The 19,640-nt window shown below is 39.8% G+C and carries 14 protein-coding genes; all 14 read right to left on the bottom strand.

Annotated features, from left to right (window positions below; translation table 11 throughout):
* Nucleotides 1-440 precede the first annotated feature (440 nt).
* The gene (locus AACU32_RS36475; RefSeq protein WP_096607126.1) at nucleotides 441-1,190 is read right to left on the bottom strand and encodes a DUF502 domain-containing protein; all 750 of its coding nucleotides are present in this window, start codon (nucleotides 1,188-1,190) and stop codon (nucleotides 441-443) included.
* Nucleotides 1,191-1,710: 520 nt separating this feature from the next.
* Nucleotides 1,711-2,604: a glycosyltransferase family 2 protein gene (locus AACU32_RS36470; RefSeq protein WP_096607125.1), complete on the bottom strand. Its 894-nt coding sequence runs from the start codon at nucleotides 2,602-2,604 to the stop codon at nucleotides 1,711-1,713.
* 70 nt (nucleotides 2,605-2,674) lie between these two features.
* A complete protein-coding gene (hpsJ-B, locus tag AACU32_RS36465; RefSeq protein ID WP_096607124.1) occupies nucleotides 2,675-3,517 on the bottom strand; it encodes a hormogonium polysaccharide biosynthesis protein HpsJ in 843 nt (280 codons plus the stop codon).
* Between the two features lie 466 nt (nucleotides 3,518-3,983).
* On the bottom strand, nucleotides 3,984-4,655 hold the full coding sequence (locus AACU32_RS36460; protein ID WP_096607123.1) for a TIGR04282 family arsenosugar biosynthesis glycosyltransferase: 672 nt from the start codon (nucleotides 4,653-4,655) through the stop codon (nucleotides 3,984-3,986).
* Nucleotides 4,656-4,747: 92 nt separating this feature from the next.
* On the bottom strand, nucleotides 4,748-5,266 hold the full coding sequence (locus AACU32_RS36455; RefSeq protein WP_096607122.1) for a pilus assembly FimT family protein: 519 nt from the start codon (nucleotides 5,264-5,266) through the stop codon (nucleotides 4,748-4,750).
* Nucleotides 5,267-5,320: 54 nt separating this feature from the next.
* Nucleotides 5,321-6,283: a glycosyltransferase gene (locus AACU32_RS36450; protein WP_096607121.1), complete on the bottom strand. Its 963-nt coding sequence runs from the start codon at nucleotides 6,281-6,283 to the stop codon at nucleotides 5,321-5,323.
* Nucleotides 6,284-6,322: 39 nt separating this feature from the next.
* Nucleotides 6,323-7,297, bottom strand: coding sequence for a hormogonium polysaccharide biosynthesis glycosyltransferase HpsE (hpsE, locus tag AACU32_RS36445; RefSeq protein ID WP_096608337.1), 975 nt, complete (start codon nucleotides 7,295-7,297; stop codon nucleotides 6,323-6,325).
* Nucleotides 7,290-8,282: a hormogonium polysaccharide biosynthesis glycosyltransferase HpsE gene (gene hpsE, locus AACU32_RS36440; protein ID WP_096607120.1), complete on the bottom strand. Its 993-nt coding sequence runs from the start codon at nucleotides 8,280-8,282 to the stop codon at nucleotides 7,290-7,292. The genes hpsE (AACU32_RS36445) and hpsE (AACU32_RS36440) overlap by 8 nt, the downstream gene beginning before the upstream one ends.
* 225 nt (nucleotides 8,283-8,507) lie before the next feature.
* Nucleotides 8,508-9,191: a pilus assembly FimT family protein gene (locus AACU32_RS36435; RefSeq protein WP_096607119.1), complete on the bottom strand. Its 684-nt coding sequence runs from the start codon at nucleotides 9,189-9,191 to the stop codon at nucleotides 8,508-8,510.
* Between the two features lie 25 nt (nucleotides 9,192-9,216).
* Entirely contained in the window at nucleotides 9,217-10,197 is a 981-nt protein-coding gene (hpsC, locus tag AACU32_RS36430; protein WP_339378571.1) for a hormogonium polysaccharide secretion pseudopilin HpsC, read from the bottom strand.
* 307 nt (nucleotides 10,198-10,504) lie between these two features.
* The gene (hpsB, locus tag AACU32_RS36425) at nucleotides 10,505-11,185 is read right to left on the bottom strand and encodes a hormogonium polysaccharide secretion pseudopilin HpsB (protein ID WP_096607118.1); all 681 of its coding nucleotides are present in this window, start codon (nucleotides 11,183-11,185) and stop codon (nucleotides 10,505-10,507) included.
* 143 nt (nucleotides 11,186-11,328) lie between these two features.
* On the bottom strand, nucleotides 11,329-15,933 hold the full coding sequence (gene hpsA / locus AACU32_RS36420) for a hormogonium polysaccharide biosynthesis protein HpsA (RefSeq protein WP_096607117.1): 4,605 nt from the start codon (nucleotides 15,931-15,933) through the stop codon (nucleotides 11,329-11,331).
* A 967-nt stretch (nucleotides 15,934-16,900) separates the two neighbouring features.
* Nucleotides 16,901-17,137 (bottom strand): 50S ribosomal protein L28, encoded by a 237-nt coding sequence (gene rpmB / locus AACU32_RS36415; RefSeq protein WP_096607116.1) that lies wholly within the window; start codon nucleotides 17,135-17,137, stop codon nucleotides 16,901-16,903.
* Between the two features lie 415 nt (nucleotides 17,138-17,552).
* Entirely contained in the window at nucleotides 17,553-19,541 is a 1,989-nt protein-coding gene (gene htpG / locus AACU32_RS36410; protein WP_096607115.1) for a molecular chaperone HtpG, read from the bottom strand.
* Nucleotides 19,542-19,640: the final 99 nt, after the last annotated feature.

The following is a 19,640-nucleotide window of genomic DNA, read 5'->3' as shown; positions in this document are numbered from 1 at the left end:
AGATCATCGTTGATCAACTTAGATATCTGTGAAGATGCCCCTACAGTTGTCAGTCGTCAATAAGGTAATAGGTAACAGTTATTTGTCCTCCCTTCGGCTGACGCTCCTTCTCCCAAGGGGAGACGCTACGCGAACGTCGCTAACGCCCGTCGCCTGCTCCGGGAAACTCTACCAAGATAAATGGTCTGGACTTGTCTTCCTTAATCCCCTAGCCCTTCCCTAGCCCCTATTTTCAAGCTAGTCTTTCACGCTAGGTTTTGGCACAATCAAGCAGAAAAATCTGTTTTTCCCATGCCCAATGACGCCACTTGCTTCTCACTCGGGGAGACGCTGCGCGAACAAGCCGGGAAACCCGGACAACGCAGTGGCTCCCCCATACCCCATGCCCATTTTTAAGTTAGAAGTCAGTAGATTTTCGCACGAACAGACAACTATATTATCTATTTGCTTGTAACTTTGTCGGAATGATTTAAATTTTCTCCCATAGGGATGACCTGCGAATTTGTTTCTAAGGTTGGCAACAGGGTATTGGGGGCGACAATACCACCAGAAACTACGATTTTAAAGGCATCTTCTATCGACATTGACAAGTTCACCACCTCATCTTCAGGAACTATTGCGTACCATCCTGTAGTGGGGTTGGGAGTAGTCGGGATAAAAACGCTCAACATCGGACGAGACATCTGGGCTTGAATCTCACTGCTAATTATGCCTGTGACAAAAGCGATCGCCCACACTCCTCGCCTCGGATACTCTAGCAAAATTACCCGCCGAAATTTTCCGGGAGAATCTTTGAGCAGCGTTTCTAAAAGCTGCTTTAGCGTTTTGTATACCTGTCCGGCTAAGGGAATCGCCTGCAAAACTTGCTCGCCAAAATCTAGCAACCAGCGCCCCACAATATTGCGAGCCATCAAGCCAATCAACAAAATACCCAATAGTGGTACAGCTAGTCCCACTACCAAATTCAGTATATTTACTAGTATAGGATGCAATCCTTCAAAGGGATTCAGTTGTTTGGGAACTTGGGTAAGAAAGTTGATGACCCAATTAGCAATGGTAATAGTTAGCCAGATTGTAGTCGCGAGTGGAATTACAACTAACAATCCAGCAATCAGGTCATTTTTTAAGTCCTGTTTTAAGCGATTGATTACCAAATCCCTATTCTCCTTTTTTAGGCTCGTAAAACATATACGTCAACCAAAGGAGACATTACTTGAAGCACAAGCTACCACAAGTAGCTGTCTCCACTGACAGCTTAGCCACAGCTGGGAACAGACGCGTTCCTTGTCGGAAATCTAAATTTTTCCCCCATCACATGAGCTTAATTAGCTTATGGGTGAATCAAACACAACTTTTCTTAAATTGCAGTTATTCGTCTCAGATGATGTTACTTTTCTTTATCAGACTTGTAAATGATTGTTGCAAGTATTGTGGTTATACTAATGTTAACGTCCATCAGCACAAGCAGCTTAATGTTGCTAAAATTCTTAGCAGACAGTCTAAATAGCCGTTTTTGCTTGTAACCAAGTCAACTCAGCCTGCAAAATTTTCTGATAAAACTCTGTAAAAATATTAAGTTCACCACAAAGAACTGCTCAGTTCTGACACTGAGGCTGTAAATATCGACATATAGGTGCATAAGCAGAAAAAAGAAGACAAGGGAAAAACTGTTTCCTCATCTCCTGAAACTATCTCAGCAAATAACTTTTTTTAAATTAACTTTATGGAAGCTGCATTATCAGCCTCTGTATTTTTTTCAGGAACAGAGGATTGTGTATCTAGGGTGGTTACGGGCATGTGTTTCATTTCCCAAACCTTGAGTAAAATTAAATATTCGTAAAATGCCTGTAATGTACACCAAGCAATACCGGCGCGTCCATCTAAAAACCCACCTAATAAAAAATACATATAGAAGAAGCGGATCAATGGTCTACCAGGTAACCGTAAAGATAAGTCTTTTAAGGCGCGGCGTCTTTCTACTTCTGATTTACCAAAAAATAAATTTCGCCATTTAACGCTACCTTGTTCTATTTGATGCAATGTTTCTGTCGCTTCATCAGTAGAATAACGGTTGTGCTTTTCAATCCAACGACTCAAGCCTTTGCTACAGGTGTAATGAGGGTAAGTTGCTTTTAAAAAGCTGGTTGTACCGTTACAAACTTCTCGCTCAGTATGACCGTAGTCTGTAAACCAAACTTGACCATGACGAAAAAGGCGCATTTGGTAACGCGGATATTGGGTACTGTAGCGAATCCAACGATTCATGAACATAACACGTTCAGCAACGTAGTAGCCAATGTAATCTGGATGCACAATTGCTTGTTCACATTCTGCAAACAGTTCCGGTGTCATGCGCTCATCGGCTTCTAGAATATAAACCCATTCATGCTTTGGCAAAATAGATTCTAGCATCCAAGTACGTTGGCGGCCATGACTCTCAAAAGGATGTTGAACGACACGGATCGGATAGGAGTTGGCGATTTCTACAGTGCGATCGCTACTGCATGAGTCTACAACAATAATGTCATCCGATCGCATCGCTGACTCTATACATGCAGCAATATCTAATTCTTCGTTATATGTCAGAATGTAAATTGAAAACATGCAAAGGGAAGGGAAGGGGGACAAGGAAGACAAGGAAGACAAGGAGGACAAATGACAAATGACAAATTACTTAACGTGGTGCAGGAGTTTTGCGTCCACCACTTTGTAAAGTACCCATCCCTTTTAATCCTGTCCAGCCGATGATTATGTAACCGATTGATAAAAGTAAACTGCTAATCCCAGTTCGCAGTCCAGATTTCCAAGCGTTGTCTCTAGCTTGTTGTTCAGCTTCTTCCTTACGTTGGCGGACTTGGCTTATTTGTTGATTACGTAATCCCTCAATATCTGTTTGTTTTTCAATAGCTTTATCAAGCTCTTTGGGATCTGCTTTAGCTTTCTTGAGTATCTCTTTTACAGCTGGGGGAATTTGCGGACTTTCCAGTGCTTGCTTGTATTTTTGATCGTCTTTAAGAATGGCAGTCAACTGATCTTTGGTTTGATTCCTCGCCTGTTGTAGCTGAGCTTTTCCTTGATCTGTATTCAATTGTGCTTGCAATTGCGATAGCTGATTGTTGATTTGCTTTTCTGCCTGTTCTGCATCTTGCTCAATTTTATTTACTGTTTCATTTTTAGCTAGATTCACATTATTAAGATGCAGTGGAAAAATTAGCAAGAACAACAAACCCAAGATACTTGATAGTACCAGGACTGGAAATCTTAAATCTAAACTTGGTGAGCGATCGCTATCACTAGCGCTCTCAATCCAATGTGCAGCAAACAGTATCCCTAAACCTACCAAAGGCACAATTCCTCGATCTACAAGATTTGTTGCCAAATTGATTTGCCATCCTCGATCAGTTGGTTGAAAGGGAAACAACAGCAGCAAAAAATCTAACAAAAAGGACAAAATTAAGATGATGCCCACGACTTTTAATGTCAGGGCTGTGCTTGCAGAAGTAAAACGGTTCACCATAGTTGTTCGGTCTTTTGATAAATTAGAGTGATTGTCCTATTTCAAGTTACTTGAATATTGTTCCCATAACCTTACTCGTTATATGGCAACAAAAGGCAGATGCAACAAAATTACAGAATACCAACGCTTGATTAGCCATCTGACTTTTCACCTCATGTGGAAAAGCCTACGAAAAGCCTAACCTCCTAACCTTTGATGGACGCGATCGCGGGTAAGGTTCAAAATCTCTCTAATAATCAAAGCTGCTCCTTTACCCTCTCCTGGTAGGAGAAAGTTAGGGAGAGGTAGAAGAGAGATTTAGAGAGGTCTTCCAGATCCCTGCTTGTAGTTTTCTGCCTTTTGACATAGAAACTACACCACAGTAGCATCTGTCCTCCTGGGTGTCCTCAGAATTTACTTAGTGTTTTAAAACACTGATAAATTATAGAAAAGTTTTATTTAACGTCTCTATACCCAAATTTTAGTATCATTTACTACTAAAATTGCTAAATTCCTGCTCCAGAGTTTGTTGCCAAATTGGTAAATCCTCTGGATAGTCAACATCACTCAAAGCAGGCAAGTAAATCTGTGATAAATTCAGTTTTTCAGCAATGTTAACAGTTTGTTGCAGTACTTGAGGAGTTCCCCAATCGATGTTAGCGAATAAATTCGGTATCAGGTGACGCAAACCAATTAAATAATAGCCACCATCAATTGCAGGGCCGAGGATAACATCACAGGTGCGTACTTGCTCAAAAGCCGTTGCTAGCAGCCCAGAATTCACCCCAGGACAATCTGTGCCGATAATTATTACTTGTTCCATACCCGATTGAAAAGCTTCAAAGTGCGATCGCCCCATGCGATCGCCTAAATCCCCTTCGCCTTGAGACTTGTACAGCAAATCCAACCCCAGCCAATCTTGCATTAATTGTAAATTTCCACCTGCGAATCGCACTTCAAAAGATATATCAGTTGTTTTTTGCAATTCTTTAACCTGAAATATGGTGTATTCGGTCATCTGCTTTTGGAGATTAGCAGCACCCAAATCACCTAAAGCAGGTATCAGCCGGGTTTTTGTCTTCCCAGGTTCTGGATAGCGAGTAAAAATAATCAAGTGCTGTTTGCAGCTATCTGGTGATTTCCGTACACAAGAGTCCATAGTCAACAGTCCACAGTCAAACAGTCAACAGTCCATAGTATATAATTTGTTGACCAATGCCCAATGCCCAATGCCCCATGCCCAATGCCCAATCAATAACAATACTTACCATCTTGAGCTGTAGTCTGCTCTCTACTAGTTCGCATCGTTCCTAAAATTGTCGAAACAAAAACACAGCGTTTAGCTCTACCACCTAGCTTACTAGATAAAGTAATTCTTCCAAGTGGCGGTTGATCGACACTACCCATATGATCAAATTTGATTCGCCTGACACCATTTGATTCTTGTAAGGTTGTTTCTAGGTCTAAGCGAACATTGACATCTAAATTATTCCAATTAGCATTAGCAGGATTCACACTTGCAGGGTGAATCGTCCATTGGACAATACCATTATTCTCTCTAAAACTGGCTTGCCAAGTCAATTTTTGTGTTTTAGCTTGGCTTTGGGCTTGACGCATGGCGCGGTGAACTTGATCCTGCGCAGTATTCAGACGCTGAGTATTTACAAAAGTCTGCCAACTGGGAACTGCGATCGCGCTTAAAGTACCTATTACTAAAATAACTCCCAACAGTTCCAACAACGTGAAGCCGCTATTAGAGTAATTTTTCACAATATGTTTTACCTTAAATTAAATAAAAGTTATATTTTTTATTATTTAATATTTTTAATTACTTTTTATAGTTCGATAGCCAGTTTTTATGCGTGCTAATAATGCCGTAGATATAGCGGCAGGGAAAACAATAATTACAGAAATTTTTAATAATAATTTCAAAGTAAACTTTATCTGCTTAAACCTGGAATGATCGTTAATAAAATACTTCCATAAAAATACAGCAGCAGATCTACCTTTATTTCGACTAAATGGCTGTTGTAGAGCTTTACATGTAAGGTAATTATAAAGATTTGCGCTTGCCTTATGCCAAATCTGTTTATCAAATGATCTTGCTTTATATGCTCTTTCTAGAACTTGTAGACCAACTTTTTCCTGTCTGGCAAGATTAGCAGAAAGTGAATTAGCACTGACTCGATATAAAATCTGCACAGATGGCACACATACAAAATTAAACTTGTCAGCTAGCCGTAAATACATATCCCAATCCTGAGCAGCACTTAGAGATTCATCAAATCCGCCTAATTCAGTAATAGCTTCTCTACAAATTAATGGGTTAGAGCCATTTTCTAAAAAATTATTGATCAATAATTGCTCATAAACATCTCCATTGGCTGTAAAGTGTCTACCTGAAACCAAAAACTTACCATGAGCATCTATATAATCAGTCCAGCTATAAGCAACCTTGCAATCTGGATTTTGTTGTAAAGTTTGCAACTGACTTTCTAGCTTATCAGGTGTCCAAATATCATCTGCATCTAAGAAACTGACAAAATCTCCAACTGCATACTTTAATCCCCGATTACGGCTAACATTTCCGCCGGCATTTTCAAAAGAAAATATTTTTAATCGGGAGTCATTAATTTTGGAAATAATTTCTAAAGTTGAATCTGTTGAACCATCATTAATTACAATTAATTCTAAATCCGTATAAGTTTGTTTTAAAACAGATTTAATGGTGACTTGAATAGTTTTTTCTCCATTATATACTGGTATAACCACAGAAATTTTAGGCATTGCTTACTTAACCTATATAGTATTGACCATTATTTCTAATCAGCACTTTCCTAAATAACATTTTAGTAAATAAAAAGGACTGATCATACTACCTAAGTAAAAATGGATTTCCACTAGAGTAATAAGGTCATGATGATCTTGAAGTTTATACTTAAAAACATGCTTTAAGAAGCGAAGCATATTACTAAATAAAATTTTAAAAAATACTATAAATTTTTGCCAATTACTAGCATTAATAAAGCGTAACTGACAAATACAAAGACCGCTACCACGAGCCAGAGCTAACAAGTACTCTCTTTCTAATCGCCAATGTGGTATTTGATGATAAGTATGCATAGTGGGGTTATACCAAATTTCCCAACCTGCTTTGTTGAGGTATAGGAGAGCTTCTGCATCATCACCGCCAACCATTAACTTATTTAATCTTCCCTTAAAAACCAAGTTTTCAGGAACACTTTCACACCAAGCTTGTTTACGGACAACAAGCGCAGCGCCAGGAGGAAGGCGTAAATTCTTAGCATCAAATATATAGGGTTGTGTGCCGTTTTCCCTAATAGCTAAAAAAGATTGAATTCTGTCAAAATTTTCTGGCGGATTGACTTCAAAATCTCCATGTATTTGACCGCTCCATGCACCTGCTTTCGGATAATTTTTCGCAAAATCATCAGCTTGAAAAACCCAATTTGGATCGGGTAAATTATCATCATCTAAAAATGCTATTAATTCTCCTCTAGCTTCGCTTACAGCTCGCTGTCTTGCAAAGGCTATTCCCTGCTTTGGCTCGCGAAAGTACCTTAATACAGATTTGTGATTCCAGTTATTTTGGTAATTATGAATAATTTCTGGTGTGTTATCAGAACTATTATTGTCAATAATAATAATTTCCCACGTTAGTTTTTCTATTCCTGTCTGTGCCAAAAGACGCGCTAAAATTTTAGGTAAACGCTCTGCACCATTATAGGTGGGAATAGCTACAGAAATATCTAACTGTTCATCTAATGTTTTATTATTCATATATACTAATACTTTTATCATCACTATTAATATTTAAATAACCTGCTTTCCAAAGATAAAAAGGACTAATTAAACTGCTCAAAAATAGTTGCATTTCGCAAGCGGCAACTAAATCTAATTTCACTTGTCTGCGATATTTGAGTAAATGCCAAGCAATTTTACGCAAATCATTGAGCATATAACCTAACAATGCTATAAGTTTAAAGCCAGGTTTGATGCTTACCATTCTAGTAACATAGCGGCTTAATCCAATTCCTTTAAAAAATGGAATTAAATAATCTTTTTCTAAGCGAGAACTTGGGATTCTATGATAAACTTCCATTTCTGGGTTATACCAAATTTCCCAGCCTGCTTTTTGGATGTAAGACAACATTTCTAAGTCTTCACTGGTAAGCATATTTCCAGTAACCCTTCCAGTTAATATAGGCTGATTTGGTACGCTTTCTAACCAAGCTTCCTGACGAACAACAAGTCCAGCAGAAGGTGGTAGTAACTTCTTGCTTGGTTTATACAGTAACGGTAAATCTCCTCGTTCTGTAATTGCTAAAAATGCTGCAATTCGCTGAAAGTTTTGCGGAGGTTCTACTTCCCATTCTGGATGAATTTGACTACCATAAGCCCCTGCATGTGGATATTTTTGACCAAAAGTATAAGCTGCTGCTACCCAGGTGAATATTGGATAGTTGTCATCATCAAGAAAACCTATCAATTTTCCTTTAGCTTCTACTACTGCTCTTTTCCGTGCATAAGCTGCTCCTTGTTTTTCTTCAAAGCAATACTTCAAAGGGTAAGGAGATTGCCAAGTTTCTTGATAGGTTTGAACAACTTTAGCTGTATTATCCGTGCTATTATTATCAACAACAATAATTTCCCAAGAAAAATTTTCAGTATTATTCTGATTACGTAGCCTTTCTAATAGCTCCGGTAAACGACTTGCACCATTGTAAGTTGGGATGGCTACCGTAAAATCAAGACAATTATTCATCATAGGTTAGTCAAATTAGTAAATTTTAAAATTTTTTAGATGACGTTTAATAGCAAAAACACGTTGGGAGGGTATACTATATTGGTAATTTAATAAAAGTAATCAAATAAAGTTGTCAAACACAAAAAACTGCTCCTGATGTTTCAATTTTGCTACCAAGAAGCAGTTTAATGTACCGTGTTTATACGGGTTTTATTATAATTTTTAGCAAAAAACTCAGTTAATTTAATCGCAATCCTTATCTTTCGCAGTTAGCGTTGAGCCTAAGAGAGTTTTCACAATCACGCATCGTTTATAACCACTAGCCAGTGTAGTACTTCCTGTCTTAGGTGTAGCTACTACTATTTTTAAACCAGGTGCTTCTGTTGATCCTGATGGTATAGTACCAAAGTTGGCATTTGGCAAAGTTCCCATGTAGTCAAAGGTAATAGTTACTTGCGTACTCGAGTTATAGGATACGGAAGTACCAGCAGTGTTTTCCGCACTGAGATTTGTACCCATTAAGATTTGCTTAGAGTCAATTCCTAAATCTCTAGCTAAATTACGCCAAGTTGGTGTGACACCAACCGGATAAACCGCAAATTGAGGAATGTTGCTGTTACTTTTAAAACTGACACTGTAACTAGTTTTTTTGATTTTAGCTTGTCGCTGGGCTTCTTGTAGCGCCGTTACAATAACATCGCTAGCTTTATTGACTCCTTGGCGTTTGACAAATGCCAGCCAGCTAGGAGCCGCGATCGCTGATAGAATTCCGATCATCACTACCACTACAAGCACTTCCATCAAGGTAAAGCCAGTATTCTGCTGAGTGTATCGAGATCCCAAATATCGCTGTATACTTTTTCTATTCCTGCTGTGTGGGTGCAATAATTTCCCACTCAACCTTTCCCTTTCGTAATCAGCAGCCATTGCTTAATCCTCTGATTTGCAGCATTTACTTAAACAAGTAACCCCGCCCTTGTACTCTTAAGCTTGTAGTCGGAAAATAAGTCTTTTTCCCATCAGCGTAGTTAATTCTACTGCTGTCAGTTTCGGTTCGGGCAAGTGCATTACCTCGTAATATTACCTGCGCCGTTGTATTAGCTCTATCAATACAGGCATAGAAGCCCGTCATTTTACCAGTATCAATAGTATTAAAGCTAGTAGGTGTTACTTTCGACCATGTAATCGCAGGACTTGTGGAGTCAGGAGGACAAGTTGCCGTTGGCGCTCCAGTTGTTGTTTGATCAATAAAATCAACAAGTACTCGAAAAGGTGTTTTTGTCAAGTCATAAGCTGTTGTGGCTTTTGTCCATTCATTCATCTTTTTCTCTAAACTGCCCGAACCATCGAGTTTAAATGGGGCAAAACCTGTATCAGGACAATTACCGCTGATATACTTGCCAGTATATCCAGTACAATCTACACCACTTGTAGCTGACACACCATCCCTAAGTTGCCATCTAGCGATCCGAGCAGCTTTAGACCAAGTGGAGCTAGTATCTTTGATTAAATAATAGGCAACTAATGAGTAAACAAAAGAGTCATCTTTTGTTTTGTCTTCAGCTTCGATTACCGCACTAACTAATTCCCGCTTCCAAAAAACTAGCACAGGGACTTTATCTGTAGCGTCTTTGTCAGGTAACTGAGCCTTAATCTTATCAATTCCTGTAGCGTCATAAATGTAAACTGCCTGTTGTAAATCGCGGTTAATATAATCTAGTGCAGCTTGAAGTTCTTGCTCAGAATTTGCCTTAGCTTGCTCCTGTCGATCTGTATTCATGACGTTGATCATGAATCCGAGCAAAGGGGTAATGACAAGAAATGAGATCAGCAAGGCTACCAACAATTCAATTAGGGTAAAACCACCTTCTTGCTCAATTACTCGAGAGCATTTCATCCGGCTCCTGAGTATAAATTTTAGTGCCCTTATCATAATCTGGTCTTTCCTTTACTGATAGATACACAGCGATCGCACTGTAAATTTGGCATTGCTGAGTGAAAATAGGCATTAGCCTCACCCACAGACACTCCTAGTGCAAAAAATAAAAGTTGGATATATAGCGTTTCCTAATCACTTCAGGTACATCATCGCCCCCTCATCGCTTGCTCTGAGGGGGTTGGGGGACTCGGGTCCCCCTCTGGGGATAGGGGTTGTTTTACCTCACTTAACGGAGAAATGCTATATGATTTTTTTGAATTTCATACTCATCTTCAGCAATGCTGTCAATTTTTCCAGTATTTTATTGACAGGTTTTACCTGAGGCAGGGCCAAAACGCTGACATAAAGCCTGAAATGTTGTACTAACATTGTTAATATCAGTAGTCATTTCTACTAATGGAGCTTGTTTGCTACCTAATCCGCCAGTAAAAGTTTTTTGTTTAGTTGAAGTACTTGTACTAGCTAATAAAGATTTACTGAAATCAATATCTGACCTATATACCCGAATTGCTAAACGATAACCATCATCGCTTGAGCTATCCTTAACTTTAATTTGTGCAGCCTGAATATAAAATTGATCAAAATTATTTTCTTGACAATTTGTCGTACTAGTGACACTAATAGTATTGTTTTTAAAGCAATACAAATCTGTATCATCCTTTGTGGGAACAGGCATTTTTGTCGTGTCAACCAAATTATCTGCAAGGGTTCTGGGCTTAGCCGTAGTTGGCGCTTCAAGTGTAATAGTTTTGGTTGGCGCTGTAATTGATCCAGTTTTAACACCATCAATGAATGTCTTGGCAACGCGAGTCGCCAGTTCCACCCGTCTAGCTTGAACACGGGTTGATGTTGACATGATCAAGACGGGAGCGATCGCCGCTAGTAAAATAGAAACTACAACTATTGCCATCAGCGACTCAACGATAGTAAAACCAGAATCATCACTAAGGGGAGTTGTTTGCGGTTGTTTGCGCTGAATCATTTTTTATCACCAGCTTCTGAGATTTTAGGCAGTATCTAAAAATAACAGGACTTAAGCAGAAATAATGTGAAAGTTTTGATTTACGGTAGGGGCAATTCATTAATTGCCCCTACAAATTGGGTATTGTTGAAATTTTCAGTCTCTTATGATTTGCAGTCGCTAGAGCGTTGTTTTGCGTCTTCTATTGCGTAAGGAGTACCAGTTTCAGTTGTTTTGGCGCACAACAAAGTTTTTACCCATTTGTCATCTCGACCAACTTCTCGGAAGTATTCATTTGGCAAATCAGGTGGTGTCAACACCAATTTTTGGGCAAACAAGTCAGGAGACTGAGACAGCAGCCCAACATCATAACCCCACTGTCTTGTAGGTGGAAGATAACCAGAAGATCTACCACTGTTAAGTGCAATCTTATAGAGCAAACTAGAATCTAAAGAAGTGGCGTATGGTGCAGTAGCATAGGCACTCTTTTTCACTTGCATGAAAGCACCGTTAATTCTGGCTTTAATCGCTGCTGTCGGTCCATCGGTTGGATTCCAGTTTTCCATGAAGCGCACAAAGTTGCCTAAACCACCGTTATCTTCGGTATTCCGCGCTGGGGTGTCTCCTGTAGCTGCGATGAAGTTAAAAGTAGTATCTTGAGCGATTTGTAACCAATTGTTGTGTTGACCTGGTCTTGGTTTAGGGTTGATATCATTAGTGTTATCTGGAGATAGGGGATTAACAGCTAATGGTTGTTTAATTTGTAAAACAAGTTCCAAACCAGTTATTTGACCACTGCTGATAGTAGGCTTCAACCAAGGCATGGAGTAATTGTTACCTGGTGGTGGTTGCAAATCAACATTATCGACTGATTTCTTGTCTCCTAGCTTGAATCTTGCTACTTTATCGTTCTTATCAACAGCTAAAACTTGAAGAGGGTCAAGTACTTTACCATTTAGATCGCGTACAAGAGCAAGTCGCCGGATAACATTTGATCCAGCAAAGCAGTTACCATTTCCGTTATCGTTCTTTTTCACGTCATCGAACGATTGGAATACAAAGCCAGTTTTGATTCTATTACTGACTACAGGAGTTATATTTGCGTTGTCTCCAATAATATTCTCATGCAAATAACTACTAGTTGTCTTGTTTCCTACGTCATTACAAGAGTTTCCTACTTGAATCCTCCAGTTATTCTGGTTGTTACAATAAGTGGCTTCGTTTTGCCCTGTGGGTACAACGCAAGCTTCAGTCAAATATGACCCTGGTATTGTTCTAAGAGCAATTGGTGTAACAAAGTTGTTCAGGTAAGAACTAAAATAGTTGGGTATACCATTGCTATCAGCCCATTGAGCTAGTGGCACAAAGCTATTGAATTTTGAGAACCCAGTAGGTACTGTAGCTGGAGCAGTATAGCTATCATTCCAGTCATAGTCGCCCTCGTCGCGGTAACCTTCTTTGAAATTAGCGGATATCAGGCTAACAGCATCTGATAGCACAGTTGCAGGTCGCCATTTATCACCTGTAGTACAAGTAGCTTTCAACCTTGGGTCATTTGGGCGACAGGCAAAGTTGGCGTTGAGCGTTTGGCGATCGTAGAATTTATCCCAATTTTCTGCGATTGAAATATCTGTGAACTCTTCTTGGGTGTGTTTATTAAAATCACCCTTAATATACGCAGGTAAATTAGTCGCTAAAATCAACCCTTTTTCTTCATCTCGATAATTTTCTTCCCGCCATATTTCCGCACCATTGATCAGCATGATTGCATTCGGGCGGCGAGTGTGGTCTAGCTTATAATCCACAGGGCTTTCTAGCTTTCCTGCCTCTGTAGGTTGTGTCTTACTAGCAGCTAAATCTGCACTCATATCAGGCAGTGCATCATCACGAGTTGCGTAAATAATGCCGCTATTTGGTAATAAGTAATCTGCTGGAGATGAACCTGTAATTGATGTTTTACGCAGCAGGTCTATATCTAGTACAGTAGCGCGAATTTCCAGAGGTTGGCGGTCTTCCAGTGGTAAATTGTAAGTTGTGTCTAATGCAGTTTTGCTATTTTGCTTCACCTGCCTTCCATCTAAAAAGGCTGTTTCTTTGATTGCACCGTGAGGAATTAGCGCATTTGCTTGAGTTGTAGTTAAAGGCTTGAAAGTTGAGTCAAATAGAATTTGTAGGGCGCAAAGCTGCGAATCAATAGCAGACTGCTCTGATAAAGTACGATCTTTTGTTTTTGATAAAGCTCTTGCTAATAGTCCATCATCTATCAAACGTCCATTGGGATACTTTAATTTGGATTGATAGGTGAGGAGTGTTTTGTAATCAGTCTCTGTTTTAGTAGCAGTCCCATACACTATACCGTTGTTGGATAGCCCACCAGTGCCAGTATTCCAAGGCAGTGTATTACTATTGTATGTCGGTTGGTTTTTCGCTGTAGTGCTATTAGTAGGAACATAAAAACTACTAACACAAGCTATTGGTTTCGGTGCTGTTTGGTCGTATTTATCAGAGTTGTAGTGATAAACTGCCGTAGCCCGCATCTTTAAGTATGGTGTGGTGGTATTGGTATCATCCAGACCAGGCCATGTATATGTAATGTCAGAGAATTTGTAACCATTTGTAGCAACGTAATCATACATCCAATATGGCTTGATAGTTTTTACTACATTGTTACTTGCGTCTTTGGGTAGTGTAGACGGTAGTCCTGCTTGCGGAACTGGTTTTGTATCCGGCCAAATGGTTGTGTCAGCAGAGGTTAAGTCAGTGGTAGCTATATCGTTTTTACGTAAATAAATACCTGCACCAGTAATAACTCGCAAGCCGCCTACTGGTTCGGTAGAATCTACTGGTTTTTGGGCTGCTGCTAATTCCCAGTCTCCATCTCGGTCTGTTGACCCCACATCAGCCAATGTCTCTACTAAAGTGCGACGGGTACGAGTTATAGTTGTAGCTGAGGGAGCATCCCACTTGATAACAGTACCGTCCTTAGCTTTAACATCTTGGGTTTCATCAGGATTTGGCCCAAAAAATCGTTTTTCGGTTTTCTCCCACCATAGCTGAGGTAAATTGTTACCAACCAAAACGCGATCGCCTAACAAATCTTCTTTGCCATTATTATCTTTGACTGTCTTCGGTTCAGTTGCTGTGGGCGCAAGGCTAGAACTAGTGGTATTTAGTTCAAATCCCGTATTGCTTGCGTTTGTAGTGGGATTAATCGGATAAATCCACGGATCTGTGGGACGTAAATTCTCTGTATCCTTATCTTGTAGCGGAGTAGTTACAGCATCTACGTTTGTCTGTTCATCACCAAAAGCAACTTCTTTAAAGGGTACACGGCGGGTACGTTTTCTAAAGTAAATCTCTAGTTGTTTACGGCGAATTTTTGCGTCTTCTTCAGTGGTATAACTTGATAAATTGAGCTTTTTCTTATAGCTGGCAATGCCTTCTTTAACTTCTGATGGGTCTTTATCACCTGTAGAATCGTTAGTAATCTGGGCAGTAACTAATTTATTAATGCGCTTTTCATAAGCCAGATTATTGTATGACAATTCAGTGGTTGTTGCCTTTACTGATTTAACCAAATCCTTTTCAGTGGATACGTATTTTGATACAGCCCATGTCTCACCCTTAGAGGGTCTTTTGATAAATAAATCAACTTTAGCTGAACCCTCATCATCTTTTCCAAGAATACCAAGAGCTGTATTGCCTCCGACTATAATTTTGGAGTTATCAGCTTCATAAAAACAGGATGCTGGACTACTAACTTGATAGAAGCGAACTTGTCCATCTGTGTTAAGTGCAGATGCAATAAAGTTACTATTGGTAAAAATTCTCCCATTTAAATTTAGGACTGTACTACCTACAGAAACTGCTAAGTCATCTTCATAAACTACAGCATTATTATTGGGTGGTAACTGCACCCTATCTTGCTGATACTCTATAGCAGAAAAGCCCAGATTTCCTTGATAGCGTTCATAATTAGTTGTATCTGTAGGTGTACTAGTAATAGGAACAGTGGCCGTGTAGACAAAAAAGGCTTTCTTTAACTTATTATTTTGTTTTACCCAACCAGTATTACCCACTAAAAGCGCACTTGTGCCAGCACCACAATTTTCATTTAAATTTACTTCTGCCATCGGCGGAGTTCTGGCTTCTAAAGGAGTTCTGGCACGGCTATATTGATTAGTACTTCCACTAGCAACAGGGGGTGTTTGAAAGTAAATTCCATAAAGTATATAGCTATCAAATTTCCCGTTGTTATCAGTATCAACAGGAAATCTCCATGCTGTTCTTAATTCGTCTGTCCCAGAAAGCAGCTTTAGCGGAGTTTCATCACCAAATGTATAATCCTTGATTTTATCTAAGCCTGTTGTAGTATCTGTCGCAGTCAGAGCGGTGTACAATGCATCATCAGTCGGTGTAGCTCGTGGTAAAGTTTTGTCTTGAAATAGCTTATTTAATTTCGCTCTAGCGCGATCAATTGCCGGAGTTGCAGCGTTGAGAACAGCTTCATTGACTCTGACATTACTAGCATTTTTAGCTCTATCAAAAGAGCGAAATAAAATTGCAGTGGTAAGTAGCACCACTACAAGTGCGACCATTGCTACTGTTGGCAAGACAAAACCGGCATTCACAGAGCCGCGCCTTCTCCTGGTAGGGAAAATAGATCTAAGCAGCCAAATAATGAATTTTTTAAATGCGGTCAAATACTGCCTGAGCAGGCGATTGAATGATTTTTTAGCTGCCTTGAATAGATGGCGTTTGGTAGACATGGTTGCTTTCCTGTCAAGTATTTCATTACGGTTTTGAAAAGGTTTGTGTTATTTGCAGTCATGCCTGCTGAGTATACCCATAGATTAAATTAAATTTTCTACTTACTTAGCTATTAACTGACTTGGGAATACCCAAAAACACAGCACATAAAAATACGATTTGTTCTGAGTTATATCATGGCTGCGTTTTCAATTTTATTCGGGAAATACTGATTTTTAGAAAATTATTTAATTCATTATTATTTATAGGCAATGACACCGTAAATTTACATTAGCTTTGCATAAATTTAATTTGCCCGCAGGCAACTTCATGAAGATGTTGTCAGCAGAGTAAGCTTATATTACCCATTTGATAAAGGAAATATATCAAGCAGTCGCAAAATGATTTTAAAGAATTTAAAACCTCCCCAAGTGGAGAGGTGGCAAAGTGAGTGTTTGCAAATTTAGGTTAAACCTAAGAACTAGGGTTATCAGTCAAAGACCATATCCACAAAGGGTTTTGGCTGACTTTGTTTTAACGGCTAATAGCTAAGAGCTTGTCTTAAGCTTATGCCTCTTTTATCACTTTCGGCGGAGAATAATCTGGAATGCTTACAGCATAAGACTTTTACTAAGAAAACATAATTTCAGCCATTGTGTTAGAAAATAAACGCTCAAATGCCTGTTCTATCTACAGTTCAAAATTTGGCTTTGATTTTTCTTTTCCCGGAGTGACAAAACATGGTTATACCAATTCAAATAATGTTGGCGACACATAAATTATTAGTAAGGGCACAACATTGTTGTGCCCCTACCTAGATGTCGCATTCTTTTTTCAAATTGGTATTAAGTACCTAAACAAAAATCTTTACAGTCATTGCGAGCGTAAAGCTTTGGGTGAAACCGAAGGAGTACGCTCTATTCGCAATGACATTGTATAACTAATTATGTTTAAGTACTTATATAGCGCTTTTGCGGGAAATGCTGATTAATAATGATTTAGGTTAATCCCAGCTTCTTTAGCCATTGCTTCTAGACCTTTAACTTCCAAGGTTTTAATTGCTTTGGTGGATAGCTTGAGTTTTACCCAGCGATTTCCACTTGGCCACCAAACGCGCTTGGTTTGCAAGTTGGCTTGCTGAAGGCGTTTGGTACGGCGGTGGGAATGGGAAATTGCAAAGGCGTTATTTGCTTTTTTACCTGTAAGTTCACAGCGACGAGACATAGGGAGTTTCTCCAGATTGCTATTTCAATACAACCTTTCTATTCTAAGAGGTTTGGGGTGAAGATTAGGAGCGGGGACTGACAAATCAAAAAACATCCCAATCATAAATTTACCAATGGTATAACTCGTAGGGGCGGGGTAACCCCCATTGGTGTCAACTTAACGTGAAACCCTTATCAAGACTTAATTTTGAATTAAATCACCTACCATCAAGATCCGCGTTACCCCACCCCAGTTTTGCTGGCGCAAAACCTCCCCTCCCCGTAAACGGGGAGGGGATTGAGGGGTGGGGTAAAATGCCTGTGGAATAAGCGTTTTGACTTAAGTTGACACCAATGGGTAACCCCGCCCCTACAATTTGGGATGATTTATTTTTTGGTCTTCCCCTAATACAGGATGCCGGATGATAGGCGGTTTAGTTACTTACTTGTTGTGTAAGCTTGGTAAGTACGTCATTTGAACGTTCCACAAAGGATTTCATTCCTTCACCGTCAAATCCTTTTTGTGACATCAGTGCTAAATCGTAGACGTGTTGGCAAATCATGTTCACTAATTGCGCGGTGGGAGACAACCCATCACCTTGAATGATGCTACCTTGACTGAGATTCGCCAAATTTTGAATCAGCGGATGTGCGGTATTGACTAGCAAAATATGGTCTTCAGGAAACTCTGTGGTTTGCTGCTGCATCATGGCGTTCATTTCCCGCAGGCGACGCAGAATCTCTGGTAGCAATACCATTGCTGGTGGAGTTCCTTGGGGATTATCTGATTTTAAAGCTTCGGTACGGATATTAACCTTGGGTTTGTTGAGGGCTTTCTCAAATAACTCTTTGATGACCTCACTCTTTGTTTTGTTGGTTGTGGGGTCTACGATTTCCCCGGATTTATCTTGATCCAACAGGGTATTATCCAAGTCGGAATCTACCCGGGTAAATTTGACATCGTTATATTCCCGTTCCAGGAAGTTGATGAAATGGGTATCGATGAAGGAGTCCATAAATAGGACTTCTAAACCTTGGTTTTTATGTAATTCTACGTATGTTGCTTGTGTTGCTTCATCGGTACAGTAGAAAACTTTGTTTTCGTGGCGTTCTTTGTTACGTTCTAAGTACTCTTTGAGTGTGGTGTAAGGAATACTAGTTGCTAAATTTTCTGTGCTGGGTGCAGTTGGGGTGACATCTTGCCAAACATCGCCTTCGGAAGACTGGACTTCAACTGCGGGAGTTTCGGCAGCTTTTTGAGCAATTTTGGCGGTGGTGCGGAAGATGATGATGTCTTCGACTTGTTTTTTGAATTTCTCATCGTTGAGAACACCAAATTTCACAAAAGTGCCCAGGTCTTTCCAAGTACTAATGTATTGTTCGCGGTTGTCGCGGTAAAGTTCTTTGAGCCGATCGCCTACCTTCTTAGCAATATAATCGCCGATTTTGCGCACAGTGCGATCGCCTTGCAATGCACTCCGGGATACGTTCAGCGGAATATCGGCGCTATCAATTACCCCGCGCATGGGCATGAGAAACTGTGGGATAATTTCTTCACAGTTGTCGCTGACAAACACTTGATTGCAAAATAGCTTAATTTGCCCTTTAGTGACATCAACATCGGGTCTCATTTTGGGGAAATACAAAATCCCATTAATAATGAAGGGATAATCTGTATTTAAATGCACCCAAAGTAGTGGTTCTTCCTGAAACGGATAGAGATAGCGGTAGAACTCTAAATATTCTTCTTTGCTGAGGTTACTAGGAGATTCTCGCCAAGGTGCTTTTTGCTTGTTTAATACTTCACCTTCCAGTTTGATGGGTACTGGCATGAAGTCGCAATAAGTCTTAACAAGATTTTTGATTCGTGATGATTCTAAATACTCTTCTTCTTCTGCTTGCAGAGTCAGGGTAATCGTAGTACCACGAGTTGTACGAGATGATTCATTTAAGGTGAACTCTGGCGAACCATCACAACTCCAGTGTACTGCCTGCGCCCCTTCTTGGTAGGAAAAGGTATCGATTTCGACTTTTTGCGCCACCATGAAGGAGGAGTAGAAGCCAAGACCGAAGTGACCGATGATTGGTTGGTCTGATTTACCTTGATACTTGTGAATGAATTCTTCGGCACTAGAGAAAGCAACCTGATTGATATATTTCTTCACTTCCTCTGCTGTCATGCCGATGCCATTATCGGAGATAGAGAGGGTTTTTTTGCTTTTGTCTATGGCAATTTCAATTTCTGGTTCGCCAATCTCTCCCGCATAGTCCCCAGCGCGGGATACCATTTTCAGCTTTTGGATAGCGTCTACAGCGTTCGATACCAGTTCCCGCAAAAAGATTTGATGGTCGGAGTAAAGAGACTTTTTGATAATCGGGAATATATTCTCAGTATGAATACTGATGGTTCCTTGTTCTAACATGTTTGGTAATCTTCAATGCAAGGATCTAAATGATGAATATAGCAAATACACCTCACCCCTCGGCTTCCCAGATAAATCCAGAGAATGTCGGAGGGCATG

It is taken from the genome of Calothrix sp. NIES-2100 (assembly GCF_963875285.1).
Taxonomy (GTDB): Bacteria; Cyanobacteriota; Cyanobacteriia; order Cyanobacteriales; family Nostocaceae; genus Aulosira.
This window is presented reverse-complemented; position numbering and strand designations above follow the sequence as displayed.

Coding starts and splice junctions, on each gene's coding strand:
- AACU32_RS36470 (WP_096607125.1), bottom strand. CDS start 2,604: ATGTTTTCAATTTACATTCTGACATATAACGAAGAATTAGATATTGCT.
- hpsJ-B (WP_096607124.1), bottom strand. CDS start 3,517: ATGGTGAACCGTTTTACTTCTGCAAGCACAGCCCTGACATTAAAAGTC.
- AACU32_RS36460 (WP_096607123.1), bottom strand. CDS start 4,655: ATGGACTCTTGTGTACGGAAATCACCAGATAGCTGCAAACAGCACTTG.
- AACU32_RS36450 (WP_096607121.1), bottom strand. CDS start 6,283: ATGCCTAAAATTTCTGTGGTTATACCAGTATATAATGGAGAAAAAACT.
- hpsE (WP_096608337.1), bottom strand. CDS start 7,297: ATGAATAATAAAACATTAGATGAACAGTTAGATATTTCTGTAGCTATT.
- hpsE (WP_096607120.1), bottom strand. CDS start 8,282: ATGAATAATTGTCTTGATTTTACGGTAGCCATCCCAACTTACAATGGT.
- AACU32_RS36435 (WP_096607119.1), bottom strand. CDS start 9,191: ATGGCTGCTGATTACGAAAGGGAAAGGTTGAGTGGGAAATTATTGCAC.
- hpsC (WP_339378571.1), bottom strand. CDS start 10,197: ATGATAAGGGCACTAAAATTTATACTCAGGAGCCGGATGAAATGCTCT.
- hpsB (WP_096607118.1), bottom strand. CDS start 11,185: ATGATTCAGCGCAAACAACCGCAAACAACTCCCCTTAGTGATGATTCT.
- hpsA (WP_096607117.1), bottom strand. CDS start 15,933: ATGTCTACCAAACGCCATCTATTCAAGGCAGCTAAAAAATCATTCAAT.
- rpmB (WP_096607116.1), bottom strand. CDS start 17,137: ATGTCTCGTCGCTGTGAACTTACAGGTAAAAAAGCAAATAACGCCTTT.
- htpG (WP_096607115.1), bottom strand. CDS start 19,541: ATGTTAGAACAAGGAACCATCAGTATTCATACTGAGAATATATTCCCG.